Source organism: Kushneria sp. Sum13 (assembly GCF_052692355.1).
This window is the reverse complement of sequence record NZ_CP199847.1, coordinates 1,517,884-1,534,560: the sequence shown is the minus strand read 5'-3', so window position 1 is coordinate 1,534,560 and position 16,677 is coordinate 1,517,884. Positions and strand designations below refer to the sequence as shown.

General features: G+C 56.9%; 19 protein-coding genes and 2 tRNA genes. 5 read left to right on the top strand and 16 right to left on the bottom strand.

The annotated features are described in order from the left end of the window. Positions 1-19: 19 nt before the first annotated feature. Entirely contained in the window at positions 20-874 is an 855-nt protein-coding gene (gene purU, locus ACUN8C_RS07230) for a formyltetrahydrofolate deformylase (protein ID WP_445621561.1), read from the bottom strand. 122 nt (positions 875-996) lie between these two features. On the opposite strand from purU, the gene ACUN8C_RS07225 reads away from it, so the two are divergent. Then, a complete protein-coding gene (locus ACUN8C_RS07225; RefSeq protein ID WP_445621560.1) occupies positions 997-2,643 on the top strand; it encodes a ribonuclease J in 1,647 nt (548 codons plus the stop codon). A 92-nt stretch (positions 2,644-2,735) separates the two neighbouring features. On the opposite strand, the gene ACUN8C_RS07220 is transcribed toward ACUN8C_RS07225, so the two are convergent. The 12 genes from ACUN8C_RS07220 to ACUN8C_RS07165 all read right to left on the bottom strand — a co-directional run bounded on the left by ACUN8C_RS07220 (position 2,736) and on the right by ACUN8C_RS07165 (position 11,172). Further along, the gene (locus ACUN8C_RS07220; protein ID WP_445621559.1) at positions 2,736-3,026 is read right to left on the bottom strand and encodes an H-NS family histone-like protein; all 291 of its coding nucleotides are present in this window, start codon (positions 3,024-3,026) and stop codon (positions 2,736-2,738) included. Positions 3,027-3,152: 126 nt separating this feature from the next. Further along, positions 3,153-4,142 (bottom strand): GTP 3',8-cyclase MoaA, encoded by a 990-nt coding sequence (gene moaA, locus ACUN8C_RS07215; RefSeq protein ID WP_445621558.1) that lies wholly within the window; start codon positions 4,140-4,142, stop codon positions 3,153-3,155. Continuing rightward, complete coding sequence (gene moaE, locus ACUN8C_RS07210; protein WP_445621557.1) at positions 4,139-4,591, bottom strand: molybdopterin synthase catalytic subunit MoaE; 453 nt, start codon at positions 4,589-4,591, stop codon at positions 4,139-4,141. Before moaE ends, moaA begins: the two co-directional genes overlap by 4 nt. A 22-nt stretch (positions 4,592-4,613) precedes the next feature. Beyond that, positions 4,614-5,417: a cyclic pyranopterin monophosphate synthase MoaC gene (gene moaC / locus ACUN8C_RS07205; protein ID WP_445621556.1), complete on the bottom strand. Its 804-nt coding sequence runs from the start codon at positions 5,415-5,417 to the stop codon at positions 4,614-4,616. After that, positions 5,414-6,649, bottom strand: coding sequence for a molybdopterin molybdotransferase MoeA (locus ACUN8C_RS07200; protein ID WP_445621555.1), 1,236 nt, complete (start codon positions 6,647-6,649; stop codon positions 5,414-5,416). The genes moaC and ACUN8C_RS07200 overlap by 4 nt, the downstream gene beginning before the upstream one ends. Then, on the bottom strand, positions 6,642-7,208 hold the full coding sequence (gene mobB, locus ACUN8C_RS07195) for a molybdopterin-guanine dinucleotide biosynthesis protein B (protein ID WP_445621554.1): 567 nt from the start codon (positions 7,206-7,208) through the stop codon (positions 6,642-6,644). The genes ACUN8C_RS07200 and mobB overlap by 8 nt, the downstream gene beginning before the upstream one ends. Positions 7,209-7,281: 73 nt before the next feature. Next, positions 7,282-7,863, bottom strand: coding sequence for a molybdenum cofactor guanylyltransferase MobA (mobA, locus tag ACUN8C_RS07190; protein WP_445621553.1), 582 nt, complete (start codon positions 7,861-7,863; stop codon positions 7,282-7,284). Positions 7,864-7,871: 8 nt separating this feature from the next. Next, complete coding sequence (gene upp, locus ACUN8C_RS07185; protein WP_108843717.1) at positions 7,872-8,501, bottom strand: uracil phosphoribosyltransferase; 630 nt, start codon at positions 8,499-8,501, stop codon at positions 7,872-7,874. A gap of 151 nt (positions 8,502-8,652) precedes the next feature. Then, positions 8,653-9,354 (bottom strand): uracil-DNA glycosylase, encoded by a 702-nt coding sequence (gene ung, locus ACUN8C_RS07180; RefSeq protein WP_445621552.1) that lies wholly within the window; start codon positions 9,352-9,354, stop codon positions 8,653-8,655. Between the two features lie 2 nt (positions 9,355-9,356). After that, positions 9,357-9,845, bottom strand: a complete 489-nt coding sequence (gene gpt / locus ACUN8C_RS07175) for a xanthine phosphoribosyltransferase (protein ID WP_108843718.1) — start codon at positions 9,843-9,845, stop codon at positions 9,357-9,359. Between the two features lie 40 nt (positions 9,846-9,885). Next, positions 9,886-10,437, bottom strand: coding sequence for an adenine phosphoribosyltransferase (locus tag ACUN8C_RS07170; RefSeq protein ID WP_445621551.1), 552 nt, complete (start codon positions 10,435-10,437; stop codon positions 9,886-9,888). Positions 10,438-10,563: 126 nt separating this feature from the next. Beyond that, positions 10,564-11,172: a riboflavin synthase subunit alpha gene (locus tag ACUN8C_RS07165; RefSeq protein WP_445621550.1), complete on the bottom strand. Its 609-nt coding sequence runs from the start codon at positions 11,170-11,172 to the stop codon at positions 10,564-10,566. A gap of 277 nt (positions 11,173-11,449) precedes the next feature. Here ACUN8C_RS07165 and ACUN8C_RS07160 point away from each other — a divergent pair, with 277 nt between their 5' ends. The 4 genes from ACUN8C_RS07160 (at position 11,450) to ACUN8C_RS07145 (ending at position 14,616) form a co-directional block, all read left to right on the top strand. After that, positions 11,450-12,493: a methionine ABC transporter ATP-binding protein gene (locus tag ACUN8C_RS07160; protein WP_445621549.1), complete on the top strand. Its 1,044-nt coding sequence runs from the start codon at positions 11,450-11,452 to the stop codon at positions 12,491-12,493. Further along, positions 12,474-13,127 carry a methionine ABC transporter permease gene (locus tag ACUN8C_RS07155; protein ID WP_445621548.1) on the top strand — a complete coding sequence of 218 codons (654 nt, stop codon included), beginning with the start codon at positions 12,474-12,476 and terminating at the stop codon, positions 13,125-13,127. The genes ACUN8C_RS07160 and ACUN8C_RS07155 overlap by 20 nt, the downstream gene beginning before the upstream one ends. 120 nt (positions 13,128-13,247) lie before the next feature. Then, positions 13,248-14,066, top strand: a complete 819-nt coding sequence (locus ACUN8C_RS07150; RefSeq protein ID WP_445621547.1) for a MetQ/NlpA family ABC transporter substrate-binding protein — start codon at positions 13,248-13,250, stop codon at positions 14,064-14,066. 67 nt (positions 14,067-14,133) lie between these two features. After that, positions 14,134-14,616 carry a GAF domain-containing protein gene (locus tag ACUN8C_RS07145; RefSeq protein ID WP_445621546.1) on the top strand — a complete coding sequence of 161 codons (483 nt, stop codon included), beginning with the start codon at positions 14,134-14,136 and terminating at the stop codon, positions 14,614-14,616. A gap of 75 nt (positions 14,617-14,691) precedes the next feature. Here the strand turns inward: ACUN8C_RS07145 and ACUN8C_RS07140 are convergent. From ACUN8C_RS07140 to glpK, 3 genes are all read right to left on the bottom strand, one after another. Then, a tRNA-Val gene (locus tag ACUN8C_RS07140) sits at positions 14,692-14,768 on the bottom strand. Between the two features lie 45 nt (positions 14,769-14,813). Further along, positions 14,814-14,890 (bottom strand) — tRNA-Val (locus tag ACUN8C_RS07135). 250 nt (positions 14,891-15,140) lie between these two features. Beyond that, positions 15,141-16,649: a glycerol kinase GlpK gene (glpK, locus tag ACUN8C_RS07130; RefSeq protein WP_445621545.1), complete on the bottom strand. Its 1,509-nt coding sequence runs from the start codon at positions 16,647-16,649 to the stop codon at positions 15,141-15,143. Positions 16,650-16,677 lie beyond the last annotated feature (28 nt).

Sequence of the window (16,677 nt, the reverse complement as noted above, 5' to 3'; positions counted from 1 at the left end):
TCCGTCGCTGCCTTTGTTGTCAGGAAAAGACGACAGTCTTGTTACCGTCGATTAGTACGCGATCCTGCAAGTGCCAGCGCACGCCTCGTGCCAGTACCGATTTTTCTATGTCCCTTCCCAGCCGAACCAGATCACCCGTCGTATGGCAGTGAGTGACGCGTTGAATGTCCTGCTCGATGATCGGTCCGGCGTCCAGCTCCTGAGTCACATAGTGACAGGTTGCCCCGATCAGCTTGACCCCACGGGTATGAGCCTGATGATAGGGTCTGGCGCCAGCAAAGGATGGCAGGAAGCTGTGATGAATATTGATGATCCGGCCGCTATAGCGCTCACACAGTGAAGGCGGAATGATCTGCATGTAACGTGCCAGCACAATCGTATCGGCCTGACTGTCTTCAATCACCCTTTCCATGGCTGAAAAGGCAGGTGCCTTTTCATCAGCAGACACCGGAATATGGTGATATTCGATACCGTGCCATTCGACCACACTGCGCATGTCGTCATGATTGGAAATGACGCCTGCGATATCACAGTCAAGCTCGCCGGCGGTCCAACGATACAAAAGATCTACCAGACAGTGAGACTCACGCGACACCATAATCATCAGGCGCCGACGGCGTTGCTCGCCATCACGCCACTGCCATTGCATATCGAACTCGTCGGCAATCCGTGCAAAGGCCTGACGAAAGGCATCACTATCGGCAGTCATGTTCCGGGTCTCGACTTCATAGCGCATGAAAAAGCGCCCGGTTTCCAGATCGGAGTGCTGATTGGCTTCGGTAATAGAGCCGCCCTGCTCGGCGATAAACGACGAAACACGCGCCACAATACCAACACGATCAGGACAGGTTACCACTAGGCGACAAAGGGACATCGGGATCACGCTACTCGGTCAAAGACAGGAATTGTAGCGAATTCAGATGCTTTTGAGCAGTGTTCGTTGTGACCACATGATGCGTTGCGTATAGTTGATATCAAACTAACGCCGGACCCGCCATGGATCAGACACGCGTACAAGTTCGTCCCCGTCGCCGCTCTGAGATTGAAATACTACCGCTTGGTGGCTGTGGTGAAATCGGCATGAACCTGATGCTTTACGGCTTTCAGTCTCGATGGCTGATCGTCGATTGCGGTATGGCTCTGCGTCAGGACCTTCACGACACCCCCTTGCAGATCCCGGACGTCTCTTCGCTCGCAACGCTTGGCATCCAGCCTGAAGCCATTGTCATCACTCATGGGCATGAGGACCACCTTGGTGCTCTGGGCTGGCTATGGCCGCGTTTTGGCTGCCCGATATATGCAACCCCACTGGCAGCGGGCATTGCGCGCCAGAAGCTGGTCGAGCAGGGTCTGGCAACCGATGCGATCCGCACCTTTACGCCGGGTACGCATTTCAATGCCGGCCCCTTTTCCATACAAAGCATCAATGTTGCTCACTCCATACCGGAAAGCGTGTCTCTGCTGCTCGAGGTAGATCGCCATCGCATCCTGCATACGGGTGACTGGAAAATTGATCCTCATCCGGTACTGGGGGCCAAAACCCGAGAAGAGGACTTCACCCGCATTGCACCGGTCGATCTTGTGGTGGGTGACTCTACCAATGCCATGGTAGAAAACCATTCACACAGCGAAAGCGAGGTGGCAGCCACCCTTGAGCGACTCATGGGAGGCTGCGAAGGACGTATCGTGGTCAGCTGCTTTGCCAGTAATCTGGCGCGCATCCTGGCCACAGGGCTTGCTGCACGGCGTCATCATCGACGCATTGCACTGCTGGGCAGGGCAATGGAAAAAATGGTGCGACTGGGGCGCGAATTGGGTTACCTGGATGATTTTCCGGATACGGTGCCCTTGTCCGATATTGGCTATCTGCCTCCGGAAGAAATTCTGATACTTGCTACCGGCAGCCAGGGGGAGCCTCGAGCAGCCCTCTCTCGGCTGGCGGCCAATCAACACTCGGCACTTGAAATCGAGCCCGGTGATTGCATCATTTTTTCTTCGCGCGCCATTCCGGGCAATGAAAGGGCCGTAATGCGCCTGCAGCAGGCATTCACGCAAAGAGGTGCCCATGTTTACAGTGATGAGGCGCACCCGGGACTGCATGCTTCGGGCCACCCTGGCCGTGATGAGCTGCTCAACATGTATCAATGGGTCAAACCTGCTCACCTGCTGCCCGTGCATGGCGAGAACGCGCATCAAAAGGCCCATTGTGAGATTGCCGCCACACTGGGTATCGAAAGTTCGATACTGCCTATTAACGGCCAGTGGCTGCGCTGGAATGGCAAACGCATGACGCTGGAAAGCACACTGACTCTTTCACCGGTCATCATTTCTCAGCGCAAACGAGCGAAAAAGCCCTCAAATCGACACAACGATACGGTCATTGTGCTTCCCGTTGTTTATCAGGCAGATACGGAGCAGTGGCAGCGTGTTGGCAGAATGCTCATCGACAGCCAGGTCGATACTTTCGTGGATGAAGAGACATTGGGAGACTGGGTGGACATCACGCTTGAAGGGGTTACCGCTCGTTCTTCAAAAGCGCTTTCTCATCTATTGGAGGAGCGTGCCAATCATTGGCTCAGAGAGCAGCTCAGACAATCCTCCAGAATCACGATCGATATCGTTGACACAACGCTGCGCGAATAGAGATGCGATCATGATAAAAGCCGTGCAGCCATCACGGCTTTTAAAGCAAAGATGATGCGCACCCAGGGATACTACTGGAAAGCCGGAAAGAATCAGGCATTGGCATCCTTGGGGGGCCGACCACGACGCCTTCTTGGCTGCTCATTGCCCACCAGATCATTAACGGATAACCCGGCGTCCGTCATGGCCGCGCGAATTTCAGCAAGCTTTTGTTCCTTGCTGGCTTCTTCCTGCCGGCGTCTTTGTTCTTCTTCCTGCTTTTGAGTCATGACCTCATCAATGATTTCGGACAGTTTGCTCAACTGCTCCATGCTCAATTGACGCGCTGCAGCCCTGGCCACATTCTTGTTGCGGGCAATCTTTTCCAGCGTCTCTGTCGACATATCCAGCACTCCAAATAAAAGACATATGCCTCGAGTAGTATATACCCTGAAAAAGGGTTAGCAATTATTCACCATAAAGAAAAGGGCCAACATATGTTGGCCCTTTTTCAGCAAAAACAGAATTCTCTAGCCCCCTGTCATGTTCATGAATCTGACAATCTGAACATCTCCATCGGTCGTGAAATGATGGCGATGTGGCTTGAGAGACATTGAATCGCGAATTTTCTGTTTCAGCGGTTCGATTTCGCCCGGGTACTGACGAATGACGGTCCGTAAATCCGTAGAATGCTCATTGCCAAGGCACAATAACAGCCTGCCTTCGCAGGTCACTCGCACCCTGTTACAGCTGTCACAGAAGTTATGGCTATGCGGGGAAATGAATCCGATTCTGGAGTTGCTGTCAGCCATGCGATAATAGCGCGACGGCCCGCCCGAATTTTCCGCGGAATGCAGTAGCGGATAACGGGTTTCAATTATTGAGCGCACTTCATCGCTGGAACAGAAGGTTTCCTGACGCGAGTGCTCTGAAACGTTCCCCAACGGCATTTCTTCGATAAAGCTGATATCGACTTCTTCATCGCGAGCAAAATCGACCAGATCCAGTATCTCATCATCATTTCGCCCCTTGAGAATGACGGCATTCAGCTTGATACGCTCAAAGCCTGCTTCCTTGGCAGCACGAATACCGTCGATGACCTTATCGAGATTACCGGTCCGGGTAAGCTCCCTGAATCGTTCGGGGTTCAGGGAATCAAGACTGATATTAAGTCTTTGCATGCCTGATTGGCGCAGTGACGACGCATAGCGTCTCAGCTGTGCGCCATTGGTGGTCATGGTAAAGTCGCGAAGACCTTCCAGCCCACCGATGTTACTCACCAGCTCATCAATATTGCGACGGACCAGCGGCTCTCCCCCGGTCAAACGAATCTTTTCCACGCCCAGTTCGGTAAATGCTCTCGCCACGAGCGAGAGCTCCTCGATCGACAGCACCTGATCACGCGGAAGAAACGTCATCTCTTCACTCATGCAATAGACGCAGCGAAAATCGCAGCGGTCCGTTACAGAGATGCGCACATATTTGATACGACGATCAAAATCATCAATCAATTCACTCATTGCTGCTCCCAGCGCTTCAACGACGCCAGATCGCTTTCACGCTCGCTGACCCAGTAATCCCCACTGCGGGTATGTTCTTTTTTCCAGAAGGGAGCACTGGTCTTTAAAAAATCCATGATAAAAGCGCAGGCTTCAAAGGCGGCATGACGATGCGGTGTACTCACAAGCACTGCCACAATATCGTCTCCGGGTGTCATGTAACCGATACGATGAACAATAATCACATCATTGATCTGCCAGCGACTGCGCGCACGCTCAACAACGCTTTCCAGCGCCCTTTCGGTCATGCCGGGATAGTGCTCAAGCGTCAGCGCCGTAACTTCCGGCGATTCATTGAAGTCTCGTACACGACCGACAAAACTGACCACGGCGCCGGTTGCATGACCACCCTGTGAAAGCCGCTTGTGAAGATCACCAATATCGAAGGGTTCGTACTGTATCGTAATCATGCATCCTTTCTGACGATCATGATCAGCCTCCGGTAACGGGTGGGAAAAAGGCAACCTCATCGCCGGGATTGATCGTGACATCCCCCTGCACCATGTCATGGTTGACCGCACAGAGTAAGCGGGGCTGATCAAGCACCTGAGGCGCATCAACCTGCGACCTTATCCACTCTTTTAATCCCATCAGTGTAGGAGACGATAGATGCCCTGGTAAAACACTCAATTTTTCGATGCCAAGCCGTTCTCTCAACTCGGCAAAAAAACGTATTTCGACAGGCTTTTCATTCGTGTTATCTAACGTACCCAGAGCTTCTGTCTCAGCCGTCGCCGATTCATTGACGTCCATTGCCGAGAGCGCCTTTCTCTCCCAGACGCCCGACTGCCCACCGCTTTTGTGATCAAGGCGCACATCCATGATTTCCATGCCACGATCCACGGCCTTGCACATGTCATAAAGCGTCAGACAGGCCACCGAAACCGCCGTGAGCGCCTCCATCTCGACCCCGGTACGTCCTTCCAGACGGCAGAAGGCGGTTACTCGCACACAGTGATTGGCGATATCGAGTTCGAAATCCACTGCCACCTTTGAAAGCATCAGCGCATGACACAGCGGAATCAGCTCGTGCGTACGCTTGGCCGCCTGAATGCCGGCAATACGTGCCGTCGCCAGCACATCCCCCTTGGGCATGTCACCCTCGGCGAGAAGTTTCAATGTTTCGGGCTGCATGACGATACGACCGGTGGCGACAGCTTCACGGCGGCTGCTTTGCTTGTCCGATACATCGACCATGCTGGCCTCACCCCTTTCATTAAGGTGGGTCAATGTCATATCAATTCTCCAAGCGGTTGTATGGTCACGGGCGCGCCGGTATCACACTCTGCCAGGCTGGCTGGCAGCTCTATAAGACAGTTGGCATCGTAAAGGGAGCTCAGCCGGTGCGACCCCTGCTCTTTCAGAACACTGACACTGATAACGCCCTGTGCATCGACATGATAGCGGCCTCTTAAAAGATCCAGCCGACCACGGCGTCCTTTCAGGGGCTGTTCACAGATGGCGTGCCATTTCACCGGCGCCCAGTGACGCCATCCGCTCAGCTGTCGAAAAAGCGGCTGCACAAATTGCATAAGGGTAATCAGCGCGGCTACGGGATTACCCGGCAGTCCAAAAAACGGCACCTGCTGGACATGACCAAACGCCATGGGCTTACCGGGTCGCATGGCCACACGCCAGGAGGTTATCTGCCCAAGCTGCTGAGTGGCCGCACGGATCAGATCCGCCTGGCCGGCTGACACACCTCCTGAAGTAATGATCAGGTCAGCCTGTTTGCTGGCCCTTGAGAGCTGGGCAACACTCTCGTCAAGACAGTCAGGCAGTATATCGGTCATGACAATTTCTGCCCCCCACCGCTTTAAACAGGCGGCAAGACTAAAGGCATTGGCATCGAAAAGAGAGGATGTCGTGTCATCAGCAGTGCCGGCACGTCGAAGTTCGTCGCCACTGGAAAAAATGGCCACTCTGGGGCGGCAATGCACCTTGAGGTACTCATGACCGAGTGAGGCCGCCATACCAAGCTGAGCCGGCCCCAGCAGGGTGCCCGGCTCGAAAACATGATCCCCGATGGCAATTTCTTCACCAGCGTGGCGAATGTTTTGTCCCGGTCTTACGGCGTCGGGCCGGGAAAGCTCGACATTCTCTCCGCTGGTAACAATATCCTCGGCCATGACGACCGTATCGCACCCGGCCGGCAATGGCGCGCCCGTCGTAATCGATACCGCCTCGTCCGGTGCCACGACCCCATCAAAGGGATGCCCCGCCAACGCCTCCCCGACCAGTCTGAAACGCGTTCGACCCTGACCGGTGAAGGCAATACCATCCATCGCAGAGGCGGTATAGCGTGGCAGGGGCAGCGTGGCCACCAGTGGCTCGGCGAGTATCCGATCAACGGCATGTGTCAGCGCTACGTGCTCAAGACCAACTGGCGCTGGCGTAGCTGCCCGGATATGAGCCAGCATCTCATCAACGTCAAGCAGCGTGTCGCTGACCTCAAAACAATCACTCATGACGCGGCCCCTGAGCCATGCTCGGCCATCGGGCGGGCCAGGCGACCAGCCAGTCAAGCAGCGCGCCATGATCATCCAGGTCCAGACGTTCCACATTGGAGGGCAATGTCACCTCATCGGTCGTGGCCACCGCCCGTACCCAGGGATCGTCAAAGGCGCGCAGGGATTTACCCACGGCATCACGATAAAGCTCAAGCTTGGGCAGCGGCCACTGCTTGAACCCTTCAATCAATACAAGATCCGGCGACAGCAACAGCACCTGATCCAGCAGTGTCGCCAGACAGGGCTCCTCCCGGCCCGGCGTTTCCATCATCAGGGCAAAACGCTTTCCGGAAGCCACCAGCATCGGTGCCGCCCCCGCCTTTCGCAGACGATGGCTGTCCTTGCCGGGGATATCGACATCAAAGTCGTGATGGGCATGCTTGATCACGGCCACATTGAGACCGCGGGCGCGCAAGGCAGGCAGCAGGGCTTCCAGCAGCGTTGTCTTGCCCGTACCGCTCCAGGCGGCAATGCCCAGAAGCGGGGTTTCGATATCGGAAAGGCTCAGCTGCGTCATGGTCCCTGCCTGAGTAAAACGACACGGTTACCGGCCGGCGGTCAGATTAGGCCCCATATGACCTGTGACATGATCATTGGCCAAAGGCATCCCGGTCATTGGGTGTATTGATATTGATAAAGGCCCGGGCATCGTCGAACAGACAGGCCGCATAAGGATGACGGGCATACCACTGATCAATCTTGCGCCCCCCACTAATCAAATACTGCTCCAGATCATCGACCAGATCGCGCTTTAAAAGCGCGACCGTGGGATGAGCACGCTCATGATCGCTGGCATGAACAATGTCCACATCAAGGTTTGTCAGGGTCGCCTGAAGTGATGCCACAAGCGTTTCGGGCAGTGACGGCGTGTCACACGGCACCATCAGCACCAGTGGTGTCGAAGCGGCCTTGAGCGCAGCATGAAACCCCGCCAGCGGCCCGGCACTGCCCGGAAAAAGATCAGAAATGACGGGATAACCCAGCGCTGCATAGACCTCTTGATGGCGATTGGCATTGATCATGACCTGCGACACCTGTGGTGTGATCGATGCCAGCACGCGGCTGACCAGCGACCGACCGGCAAGCTCGACCAGTCCCTTGTCGACACCACCCATGCGGCGCCCAAGACCGCCCGCCAGCACCACCCCGGTAATGCATGCCAGGTTATCCATGATCGCCCCTAGCGGGTGCCGAACAGCTTGTCACCGGCATCACCAAGCCCTGGCACGATGTAGCCCTGACTGTCGAGACCTTCATCGACGGCTGCCGTATAAAGCTCGATTTCGGGATGCGAGCGCGAGACACGCGCAATGCCTTCAGGCGTGGCCACCAGTACGATGACCTTGATCTGACGGCAGCCCTTGGCCTTGAGCATATCAAGCGTCGCTGCCATGGAACCGCCCGTCGCCAGCATCGGATCAATCACGATCGCCAGACGCTCGTCCAGATCCTGCACAAATTTTTCAAAATAAGGGACCGGCTCCAGCGTCTCTTCGTTACGGTATAGCCCGACAACGCTGATACGCGCGCTCGGCAAAAGCGTGGTGACACCATCAAGCATGCCAAGACCTGCGCGCAGAATCGGCACGACCGTGACCTTTTTGCCCTTGATCTGCTGAACCTTCAGCGGCTTGCCGCTCCAGCCTTCGATGGTTTCATCACCCAGCTCGAGTCCCTTGGTGGCCTCATAGGTCAAAAGGGTCGACAGCTCGTTGGCCAGCTCGCGAAAGTGCTTGGTACTGATCCCTGCGCCCCGCAGCAGTCCAAGCTTGTGCTTAACGAGAGGGTGGTCAATGGTATGAACATTCATGATGGGTATACGGCCTGATAGAAGAATATCGCTGCCCCCTTATAGGTGGGAGCAGCGCAAGTGCCCCCTATTCTACTCCGGCGCACACAGACGCGTTAAGCATCCATGTGCCGACAATAGAGGACATATTGACACATTGTCACGACGCCAATTAAACGTCGGACAGTTGCTCAAGAGGAGGCAGGCGCCAGTCGATGGGTGCCTCGCCCTTTTGCGTTAGAAAGGCATTGGTCTGTGAGAAGTGATGACAGCCAAAGAAGCCTCGATGTGCGGCCAGCGGTGAAGGATGCGGCGCGTGCAGCACCAGATGTTTCGTTCGATCCACGAAGGCCGCCTTTTTCTGGGCATAGCTGCCCCAGAGCAGAAACACGACATGCGAGCAGTGTTCGTTGATGACTTCGATGGCCCGGTCCGTAAAGGTCTCCCAGCCCTGCCCGCGATGTGCTGCCGCCTGACCGCGCTCGACGGTCAATACGCTGTTGAGCAGCAGGACACCCTGACGGGCCCAGCTTTCCAGAAACCCGTGGCTGACCGGCTCAAAGGCCACATCATCGCTTTTCAGCTCCTTGTAGATATTGACAAGGGACGGCGGAATAGCCACTTCCGGGCGGACTGAAAAACACAGGCCGTGCGCCTGACCCGGGCCGTGATAGGGATCCTGCCCCAGGATGACGACCTTGACGCTTTCCAGCGGCGTCAGCTCAAAGGCACGAAACCAGTGCTCGGAGGCCGGGTAGATGACCTTGCGCTGATCCTTTTCATGACGCAAAAAGGCCTTTAGCGCCTGCATGTAGGGCGCATCCACTTCGTCGCCAAGGTAACGATTCCAGCTCTCGGGCAGCGGCAGGGCCATGATTACTCCTTGCGGGTACGAAGCTGGTCCACCAGCGGCTCGACAAAGGAGACGCCCATGTCCCAAGGGAACTGGATCCAGGTGTCCTGTGCCACTTCCGTCAGGTACTGATCCACCATCGGACGTCCTTCCGGCTTGGCGTAGATGGTCACGAAATGCGCGCGCGGCAGCATTTCCCGTACCGCCCCGGCCGTCTTGCCGGTATCCACCAGATCATCGACCAGAAGCCAGCCATCACCATCGTGGTCAATGCCCTTGAGCACGTTGATGCCGCTTTGCTCCATGTGCTCATAGCTTTTGATGCAGACCGTATCGATCAGGCGAATATCGAGCTCACGCGCGATCAGGGCCGCCGGAATCAAACCGCCACGGGTGACCGCCACAATGCCCTTGAAATCACGGCCAACAAGCTGATGACACAGCATGCGCACATCGCGGTGCAGGCGATCCCATGAGATCGTGAACTGGTTATGGTAGCGCTCGGTACTCATTGAAATATCCTGTGCGTCGAGGGAGAAACGTCTACCCTGCCTATTCGTCTTCGGTAAAGGTGCAGGCTGCGAAGACGCTGTAGCCTTCGGCGCGAATCATGTCGCCGCCACCCAGTTCGGGAAGATCAATGATGGCGGCGGTTTCAACAATGATGCCGCCACTGCGCTCGATCAGCCGGGCAGCCGCCAGCATGGTGCCTCCCGTGGCAATCAGATCATCCACCAGAAGGATCCTGTCGCCCTTCTGGAAGGCATCGGAATGCAGCTCCACGGTCGACTCACCGTACTCGAGACTGTAGGTCTCGCTGATGGTTCGAAAGGGAAGCTTGCCCTTCTTGCGCACCGGCACAAAGCTGCAGCCCAGCTCATAGGCGAGTGGCGCGCCAATGATAAAGCCACGCGCATCGATGGCCGCGATCGCATCAATATCAAGTTCCTGATATCGATGGACGAAACTGTCGATCAGTTTTCGAAAAGCAGCACTGTTTTGCAGCACCGGCGTAATGTCGCGAAAGTTGACACCGGGTTCCGGCCAATCCCTCACGGTACGAATCACCGACTTGATATAGTCGCCGTAAATACTTGTCGCCACGTTCAATCTCTCGTCGACCCATATGCAAAACGACCGGCCATTGCCGGTCGTTTTATATAAACGGTGAACATTTTACCCAATGGTGCCCGCGCAAGCGACCCGCACAGGCCACATCGGCATGCAATTTCATGCTCTGGCAGCCAGAACACGCTCAACGGTCTCGACAATGGTCTGGGTTTGAGGGTCAATTTCGATATTGACGCCCTCCCCGACCTCCCGAGTTCCGATCACGGTACGCGCAAGCGTATCGGGAATCAGGTTGACGCAAAACCGGTTGTCCTGCACTTCACCAATGGTCAGGCTGATGCCATCGACCCCGATGTACCCCTTGTCGAACAAAAACCTGGCCCACTGCTGCGGCAGCTCGAACCAGAGCCGGCAGTTGTTGGGCGCATCCTCACGGGAGATGAGCGTGGCCATGCACATCACATGTCCTGACATGGCGTGGCCACCAACCTCATCCCCCAGCCGCGCAGCCCGCTCGACATTCACGTAATCTCCAACCTCAAGCGCCCCCAGATTGGTCAGCGCCAGCGTTTCCCGCATGAGGTCAAAGCCGACGAGCGACCCCTCGATGCTCGTGACACTCAGACAGCAGCCGTTGTGGGCGATGGATGCGCCATGCGCCAGCCCCTCCAGCAAGGGTTCCGGCAGGTCAATCACATGACGATTGAGCCCTTCCAGGCGTTCGATGGCTACCACCCGGGCCATGCCCTGTACGATACCGGTAAACATGATGGCCTCTTCGATTGCTGAAAATGACCATATTCGCCTGTTCCGGGCGCGCTGTCACCCGGGCCCGCCTCATATCCGGCAGGCCCGACCTGCCCCGGCAGGATCGATGCGCTGGCCATATAGCGGCACTATCGGGTACTTATGACGCGTGCGCGCGCTGGATCAAGTATACTGGCGCGCCTTGTGCCCAGCGCACTTTTCACGACGAACACACTCACCACGTCAGGTACGCGCCCGGTGGTACACGACCCAACTGTATTTAAGACATTCCAATCCGATGATTCGACTTGAAAATGTGACCCGAGTGTACGGTCAGGGCACCAAAGCCGTGACGGCACTCAAGGACGTCAACCTTGAAGTGGCTGCCGGCAGCATCACTGGTGTCATCGGCGTTTCCGGTGCCGGCAAGAGCACCCTGATTCGATGCGTCAATCTGCTGGAGCAACCTACCCGGGGGCGAGTATTCGTGGCCGGTCAGGAGCTGACAGCCATGAGCAAGACCGAGCTGCGAAAGGCGCGTCACGGCATCGGCATGATCTTTCAGCACTTCAACCTGCTGGAATCACGCACCGTGCGAGGCAATATCGGCCTGCCCCTTGAGCTGATTGGCACCCCGCGCCGCGAGATCGATCAACGCATCGACGAACTTCTGGAACTGACCGGTCTCAACGAACGGGCCAGCGCCTATCCCGCTGCGCTCTCCGGCGGACAGAAGCAGCGCGTGGCCATTGCCCGGGCGCTGGCAAGCAATCCGCAGGCCCTGCTGTGCGATGAAGCCACCTCGGCGCTCGACCCTCAGACCACCAGCGCCATCCTGGCGCTGTTAAGAGACATCAATCAGCGTCTGGGACTTACCATCCTGCTGATCACCCACGAAATGGAAGTGGTCAGAACGATCTGTGATCAGGTCGCCCTGATCAGTGGCGGCGCGCTGGTGGAAACTGCCCCGGTAGGCGATTTCTTCACTCGCCCCACCACCGAGGAAGGCAGGGTATTTCTTAACGACTTCCTGCAGCTGGCACCGTCCAATACGCTTTTACAGCGCATATCAGACGGCCCCGAAGACAACGGTCTGCCGGTCGTGCGTCTTGTCTTTCGCGGACAGGCCCTGTCCAGTGAACTGATGACACATCTGGAACAGCACTTCGGCATTCGACTGCGAATCCTGCAGGCGCGCGTTGAAAACATTCAGGGCCGCACCCTGGGGCTGATGATCGCGGAATTCGACGGCGCCCGGGACACGCTGGGCGCCGCCATGGACCATCTACACACGCTTGACGTTCAAACGGAGGTACTTGGCCATGTCCAGCGCCATGATTGACCGTATTCTCGATGCCGTGATTGACACCTTTTATCTGGTCATCTGCAGCGGCCTGATCGGCATTGCACTGGGCATCATCATGGGCGTGGCGCTCTATGTCACCCGTGAAAACCGCATCATGGCCATGCCGGTATTCAACCGCGCCATCAGCCTGATCGTCAACGTCGGCCGCTCGGTACCCTTTATCATCCTGATGCTGGCCCTGGCCCCCTTTACCCGCTGGCTTGTGGGCTCCTACATCGGCACCACTGCCGCGCTGGTGCCGCTGAGCATTGCCGCCATCCCCTTTGTCGCACGCCTGGTCGAGGGCGCACTCAATGAAGTGCCTCACGGCCTGATCGAGGCCGCAGAGTCAATGGGCGCCACCCCGTGGCAGATCATTACCCGTGTTCTGTTACCCGAAGCGAGAGGCGGGCTGATCACGGCCGCCACCATTACCATTATTGCGCTGATTGGCTACAGCGCCATGGCAGGAGCGATCGGTGCCGGCGGTCTGGGGGCCGTGGCCTACAACTATGGCTATTCCCGCTACAATCCCATGGTCATGCTGGTCACCGTTTTGATCATGGTGGTCATGGTGCAGGGCGTTCAGATGCTGGGCGACTTTTTTGTACATCGCAGTCGCCATCGCTAGGCAAGCCCCCCTGAAACAACGTCTTCAAAACAATAACGACAGCATCCACAGGCGCTGATAACGGCGCGTTAAACCCTGTCGACAGCACGCCCTGTCGAATTCATTGCAAGGAGATAACACATGAGAATTTCACCGAAGGGGCTGGGCACTGCCCTGGCACTGAGCGCCAGCGTCATGATCGCCGGCTGTGGCAACCAGAGCGACGATAAAAACACCGTCCGCGTCGGCACCATGGCAGGCCCTGAAACGGCCCTGATGGAAACCGCCGCGGAAGTGGCCAAGAACAAGTACGGACTTGACGTTGAAATCACAGAATTCAACGATTACGTCTCTCCCAATGCCGCACTTGATGATGGCAGCATCGATGCCAACGCCTATCAGCACCAGCCCTACCTGGACAGCATGATGGCGGATCGCGGCTTTGATTTTGTCGCCGCAGGCAAGACCTTCGTGTATCCGATCGGCGCCTACTCCGACAAATACAAGAGCATTGACGAGCTGCCGGACGGCGCCACCATCGCGGTGCCCAACGACCCTTCAAATGAAGCACGTGCCCTGCTGCTGCTGGCCCGTGAAAACCTGATCGCACTGCGTGACCCGCAGAGCCCGACGGCCACGCCGGACGACATTACCGACAACCCGCACAACTATCAGTTGCGCGAACTCGACGCCGCCCAGCTCACGCGCGCCCTGCCGGATGTCGATATGGCCTTTATCAACAGCACCTACTCGGTTGCCGCCGACATGACCGTTGATCAAGCCCTGATCGTTGAGGATGGCGACTCTCCCTACGTTAACCTCATCGTGGTGCGCCAGGGTGAGCAGAACAGCGAGAAGATCCAGCACCTCGTGGACGCCTTCCAGAGCCAGCAGGTCGTCGACAAGGCGGATGAGCTTTTCAAGGGTGGCGCCATCGCCGGCTGGGAAAAAGACCAGTAAGCCTCCATATTGCTGATCGGGGCCGGCCTGTGCCGGCCCTTTTTTTATCCATGCAGTGAGACGATTCATGAGCAACACACGATCCACGACCGATTACGCCATGCTCAAGCGCCAGCTGATGGCACTGCTCGACACCCGGGACTGGGTGACCAACACCGCACAGATGGCCGCCCTTATCTTCCAACAGGTTCCCGATCTGAACTGGGCAGGCTTTTATATACAGCGGGAAGAGCGTGTTTTGCACCTTGGCCCCTTTCAGGGACAGCCGGCCTGCAATCCCATCGGATTCGAAGAAGGGGTCTGTGGTGCGGCAGCACGCACGGGAGAAACCCAGCGAGTGGAAGACGTGCATGCCTTCCCCGGCCATATTGCCTGCGACGCGGCGTCGCGCTCGGAACTGGTCGTACCGCTGAGCATTAATAACAGGCTCTGGGGCGTGCTGGATCTGGATAGCCCGCTGCCCGGTCGCTTCGGCATCGAGGATCAGGAAGGGATTGAAGCGCTGTGCCAGGTACTGATCGAACAGACCGATCTGCCTGACCGGGTGTGACTGACGTCCCTGCCCCAGAAGCGCATACATAACAAAAAACCCGCCACGGAGACCGTGGCGGGTTTTTTAATATTCTGGTAGGACCGAGCGGATTTGAACCGCTGACCTCCACGATGTCAACGTGGCGCTCTAACCAACTGAGCTACGGTCCTGCAAATCAATACGTGTCAAAAAGCCTGCGTTTACACCTGAAGCAATGGTAGGACCGAGCGGATTTGAACCGCTGACCTCCACGATGTCAACGTGGCGCTCTAACCAACTGAGCTACGGTCCTGCTTCAATGGCATACAAGTGCCGTTTCAACGCTGCGCTATTGTACTTATTTTCTGTTCGAGCGCAACCGTTTACGCCACTGTATTGTTATAAAACATGTCTTTGCATGCATCAGTCGCCTGTTTACCCACACTCTGCAGCCGTCAAGACCTTTTGCTACAGCCACTGACGGTCAGCGCCTTAAAAAAAACCGGGCCTGCCGATATGCCATCAGCAGGCCCGGCCCTTGTCTCAGCGGCGTTTAGTCACGATTAAGACTCGACGCGGAACCCCATGGTGGCCTCAACGGCCTGCTTCCAGCCGTCATAGAGCTCGTTGCGCTGCTTTTCGCTCATGGTCGGTTCGAACTTGCGCTCCAGTGCCCAGTACTCGGCGATCTCGTCACGCGACTTCCAGAAACCGACCGCCAGACCGGCAAGGTAAGCAGCACCCAGCGCCGTGGTCTCGTTAACCTCACAGCGCAGCACATCAACGCCAAGAATATCGGCCTGGAACTGGGCGAGGAAGTTGTTGGAGATGGCGCCGCCATCGGTACGCAGCTCGGTCAGCGCGATGTTGGCATCGTTTTGCATGGCATGCAGAACATCAGCGCTTTGATAGGCCAGCGACTCGACCGCGGCACGAATGAAATGCTCCTTGGTCGTGCCACGCGTCAGGCCGAACATCGCCCCACGCACGTTGGAGTTCCAGTAGGGGGCACCCAGACCGGTAAATGCCGGCACCATATAAACGCCATCATTGCTGCCGGCGCGCTCGGCGTAGGCTTCCGAGTCAGACGCACGACCCAGCATCCGCAGACCGTCACGCAGCCATTGAATCACCGAACCCGCGACGAACACGCTGCCTTCCAGTGCGTACTCCAGTTTGCCTTCCACTTCCCAGGCCACGGTCGTCAGCAAGCCATTTTCGGAAGGCGTCGCCTCGGTACCGGTATTCATCAGCGTAAAGCAGCCGGTGCCGTAAGTGTTTTTGGCCATACCGGGCTTGAAGCAGGCCTGACCAAACAGTGCAGCGTTCTGATCGCCCGCCATGCCGGCAATCGGCACCTCGTGGCCAAACAGGTACTTCGGCAGCACATGGCCGTACACTTCGCTGTTGGACTTCACCTCGGGCAGCATGCTCTCGGGCACGCCAAACAGCGCCAGCAGCTCGGGGTCCCACTTGCGCTCGCGAATGTTGAACAGCATCGTGCGTGAGGCGTTGCTCACGTCGGTCACATGCACTTCCCCGCCGGTCAGGTTCCAGACCAGCCAGGTATCGATGGTGCCGAACAGCAGTTCACCTCTTTCGGCCTTCTCACGCACGCCTTCGACATTATCGAAGATCCACTTCAGTTTGGTGGCAGAGAAATAGGCATCGATGACCAGGCCCGTCTTGTCACGGATCATGTCTTCGTGGCCGGCCTCGCGCAGCTCATCGCAGATTTCAGCCGAATGGCGTGACTGCCAGACGATGGCGTTGTAAACGGCGTGCCCCGTTTTCTTGTCCCAGATAACCGTGGTTTCGCGCTGATTGGTAATCCCGATCGAGGCAATCTCGCGAACATCGACTTCCGAGTTGTTGATGACCTCGGCAAGCGTGGTCAATACGCTGGTCATGATCTCGCGAGGATTGTGCTCGACCCAGCCCGGACGCGGGAAGATCTGCTCGAACTCGCGCTGGGCGATGCCAGCGACACGGCCTTCGTGATCAAACAACATCGAGCGTGAACTGGTTGTGCCCTGATCGATGGCGAGAATGTACTTTTTCTGTTGGCTCATGCGTATTGACTCCTCGATTGAATACGAG

Excerpts from the sequence above, each read along its gene's own strand:
- purU (WP_445621561.1), bottom strand. The coding sequence starts at position 874 with ATGTCCCTTTGTCGCCTAGTGGTAACCTGTCCTGATCGTGTTGGTATT.
- ACUN8C_RS07225 (WP_445621560.1), top strand. The coding sequence starts at position 997 with ATGGATCAGACACGCGTACAAGTTCGTCCCCGTCGCCGCTCTGAGATT.
- ACUN8C_RS07220 (WP_445621559.1), bottom strand. The coding sequence starts at position 3,026 with ATGTCGACAGAGACGCTGGAAAAGATTGCCCGCAACAAGAATGTGGCC.
- moaA (WP_445621558.1), bottom strand. The coding sequence starts at position 4,142 with ATGAGTGAATTGATTGATGATTTTGATCGTCGTATCAAATATGTGCGC.
- moaE (WP_445621557.1), bottom strand. The coding sequence starts at position 4,591 with ATGATTACGATACAGTACGAACCCTTCGATATTGGTGATCTTCACAAG.
- moaC (WP_445621556.1), bottom strand. The coding sequence starts at position 5,417 with ATGACATTGACCCACCTTAATGAAAGGGGTGAGGCCAGCATGGTCGAT.
- ACUN8C_RS07200 (WP_445621555.1), bottom strand. The coding sequence starts at position 6,649 with ATGAGTGATTGTTTTGAGGTCAGCGACACGCTGCTTGACGTTGATGAG.
- mobB (WP_445621554.1), bottom strand. The coding sequence starts at position 7,208 with ATGACGCAGCTGAGCCTTTCCGATATCGAAACCCCGCTTCTGGGCATT.
- mobA (WP_445621553.1), bottom strand. The coding sequence starts at position 7,863 with ATGGATAACCTGGCATGCATTACCGGGGTGGTGCTGGCGGGCGGTCTT.
- upp (WP_108843717.1), bottom strand. The coding sequence starts at position 8,501 with ATGAATGTTCATACCATTGACCACCCTCTCGTTAAGCACAAGCTTGGA.
- ung (WP_445621552.1), bottom strand. The coding sequence starts at position 9,354 with ATGGCCCTGCCGCTGCCCGAGAGCTGGAATCGTTACCTTGGCGACGAA.
- gpt (WP_108843718.1), bottom strand. The coding sequence starts at position 9,845 with ATGAGTACCGAGCGCTACCATAACCAGTTCACGATCTCATGGGATCGC.
- ACUN8C_RS07165 (WP_445621550.1), bottom strand. The coding sequence starts at position 11,172 with ATGTTTACCGGTATCGTACAGGGCATGGCCCGGGTGGTAGCCATCGAA.
- ACUN8C_RS07160 (WP_445621549.1), top strand. The coding sequence starts at position 11,450 with ATGATTCGACTTGAAAATGTGACCCGAGTGTACGGTCAGGGCACCAAA.
- ACUN8C_RS07155 (WP_445621548.1), top strand. The coding sequence starts at position 12,474 with ATGTCCAGCGCCATGATTGACCGTATTCTCGATGCCGTGATTGACACC.
- ACUN8C_RS07150 (WP_445621547.1), top strand. The coding sequence starts at position 13,248 with ATGAGAATTTCACCGAAGGGGCTGGGCACTGCCCTGGCACTGAGCGCC.
- ACUN8C_RS07145 (WP_445621546.1), top strand. The coding sequence starts at position 14,134 with ATGAGCAACACACGATCCACGACCGATTACGCCATGCTCAAGCGCCAG.
- glpK (WP_445621545.1), bottom strand. The coding sequence starts at position 16,649 with ATGAGCCAACAGAAAAAGTACATTCTCGCCATCGATCAGGGCACAACC.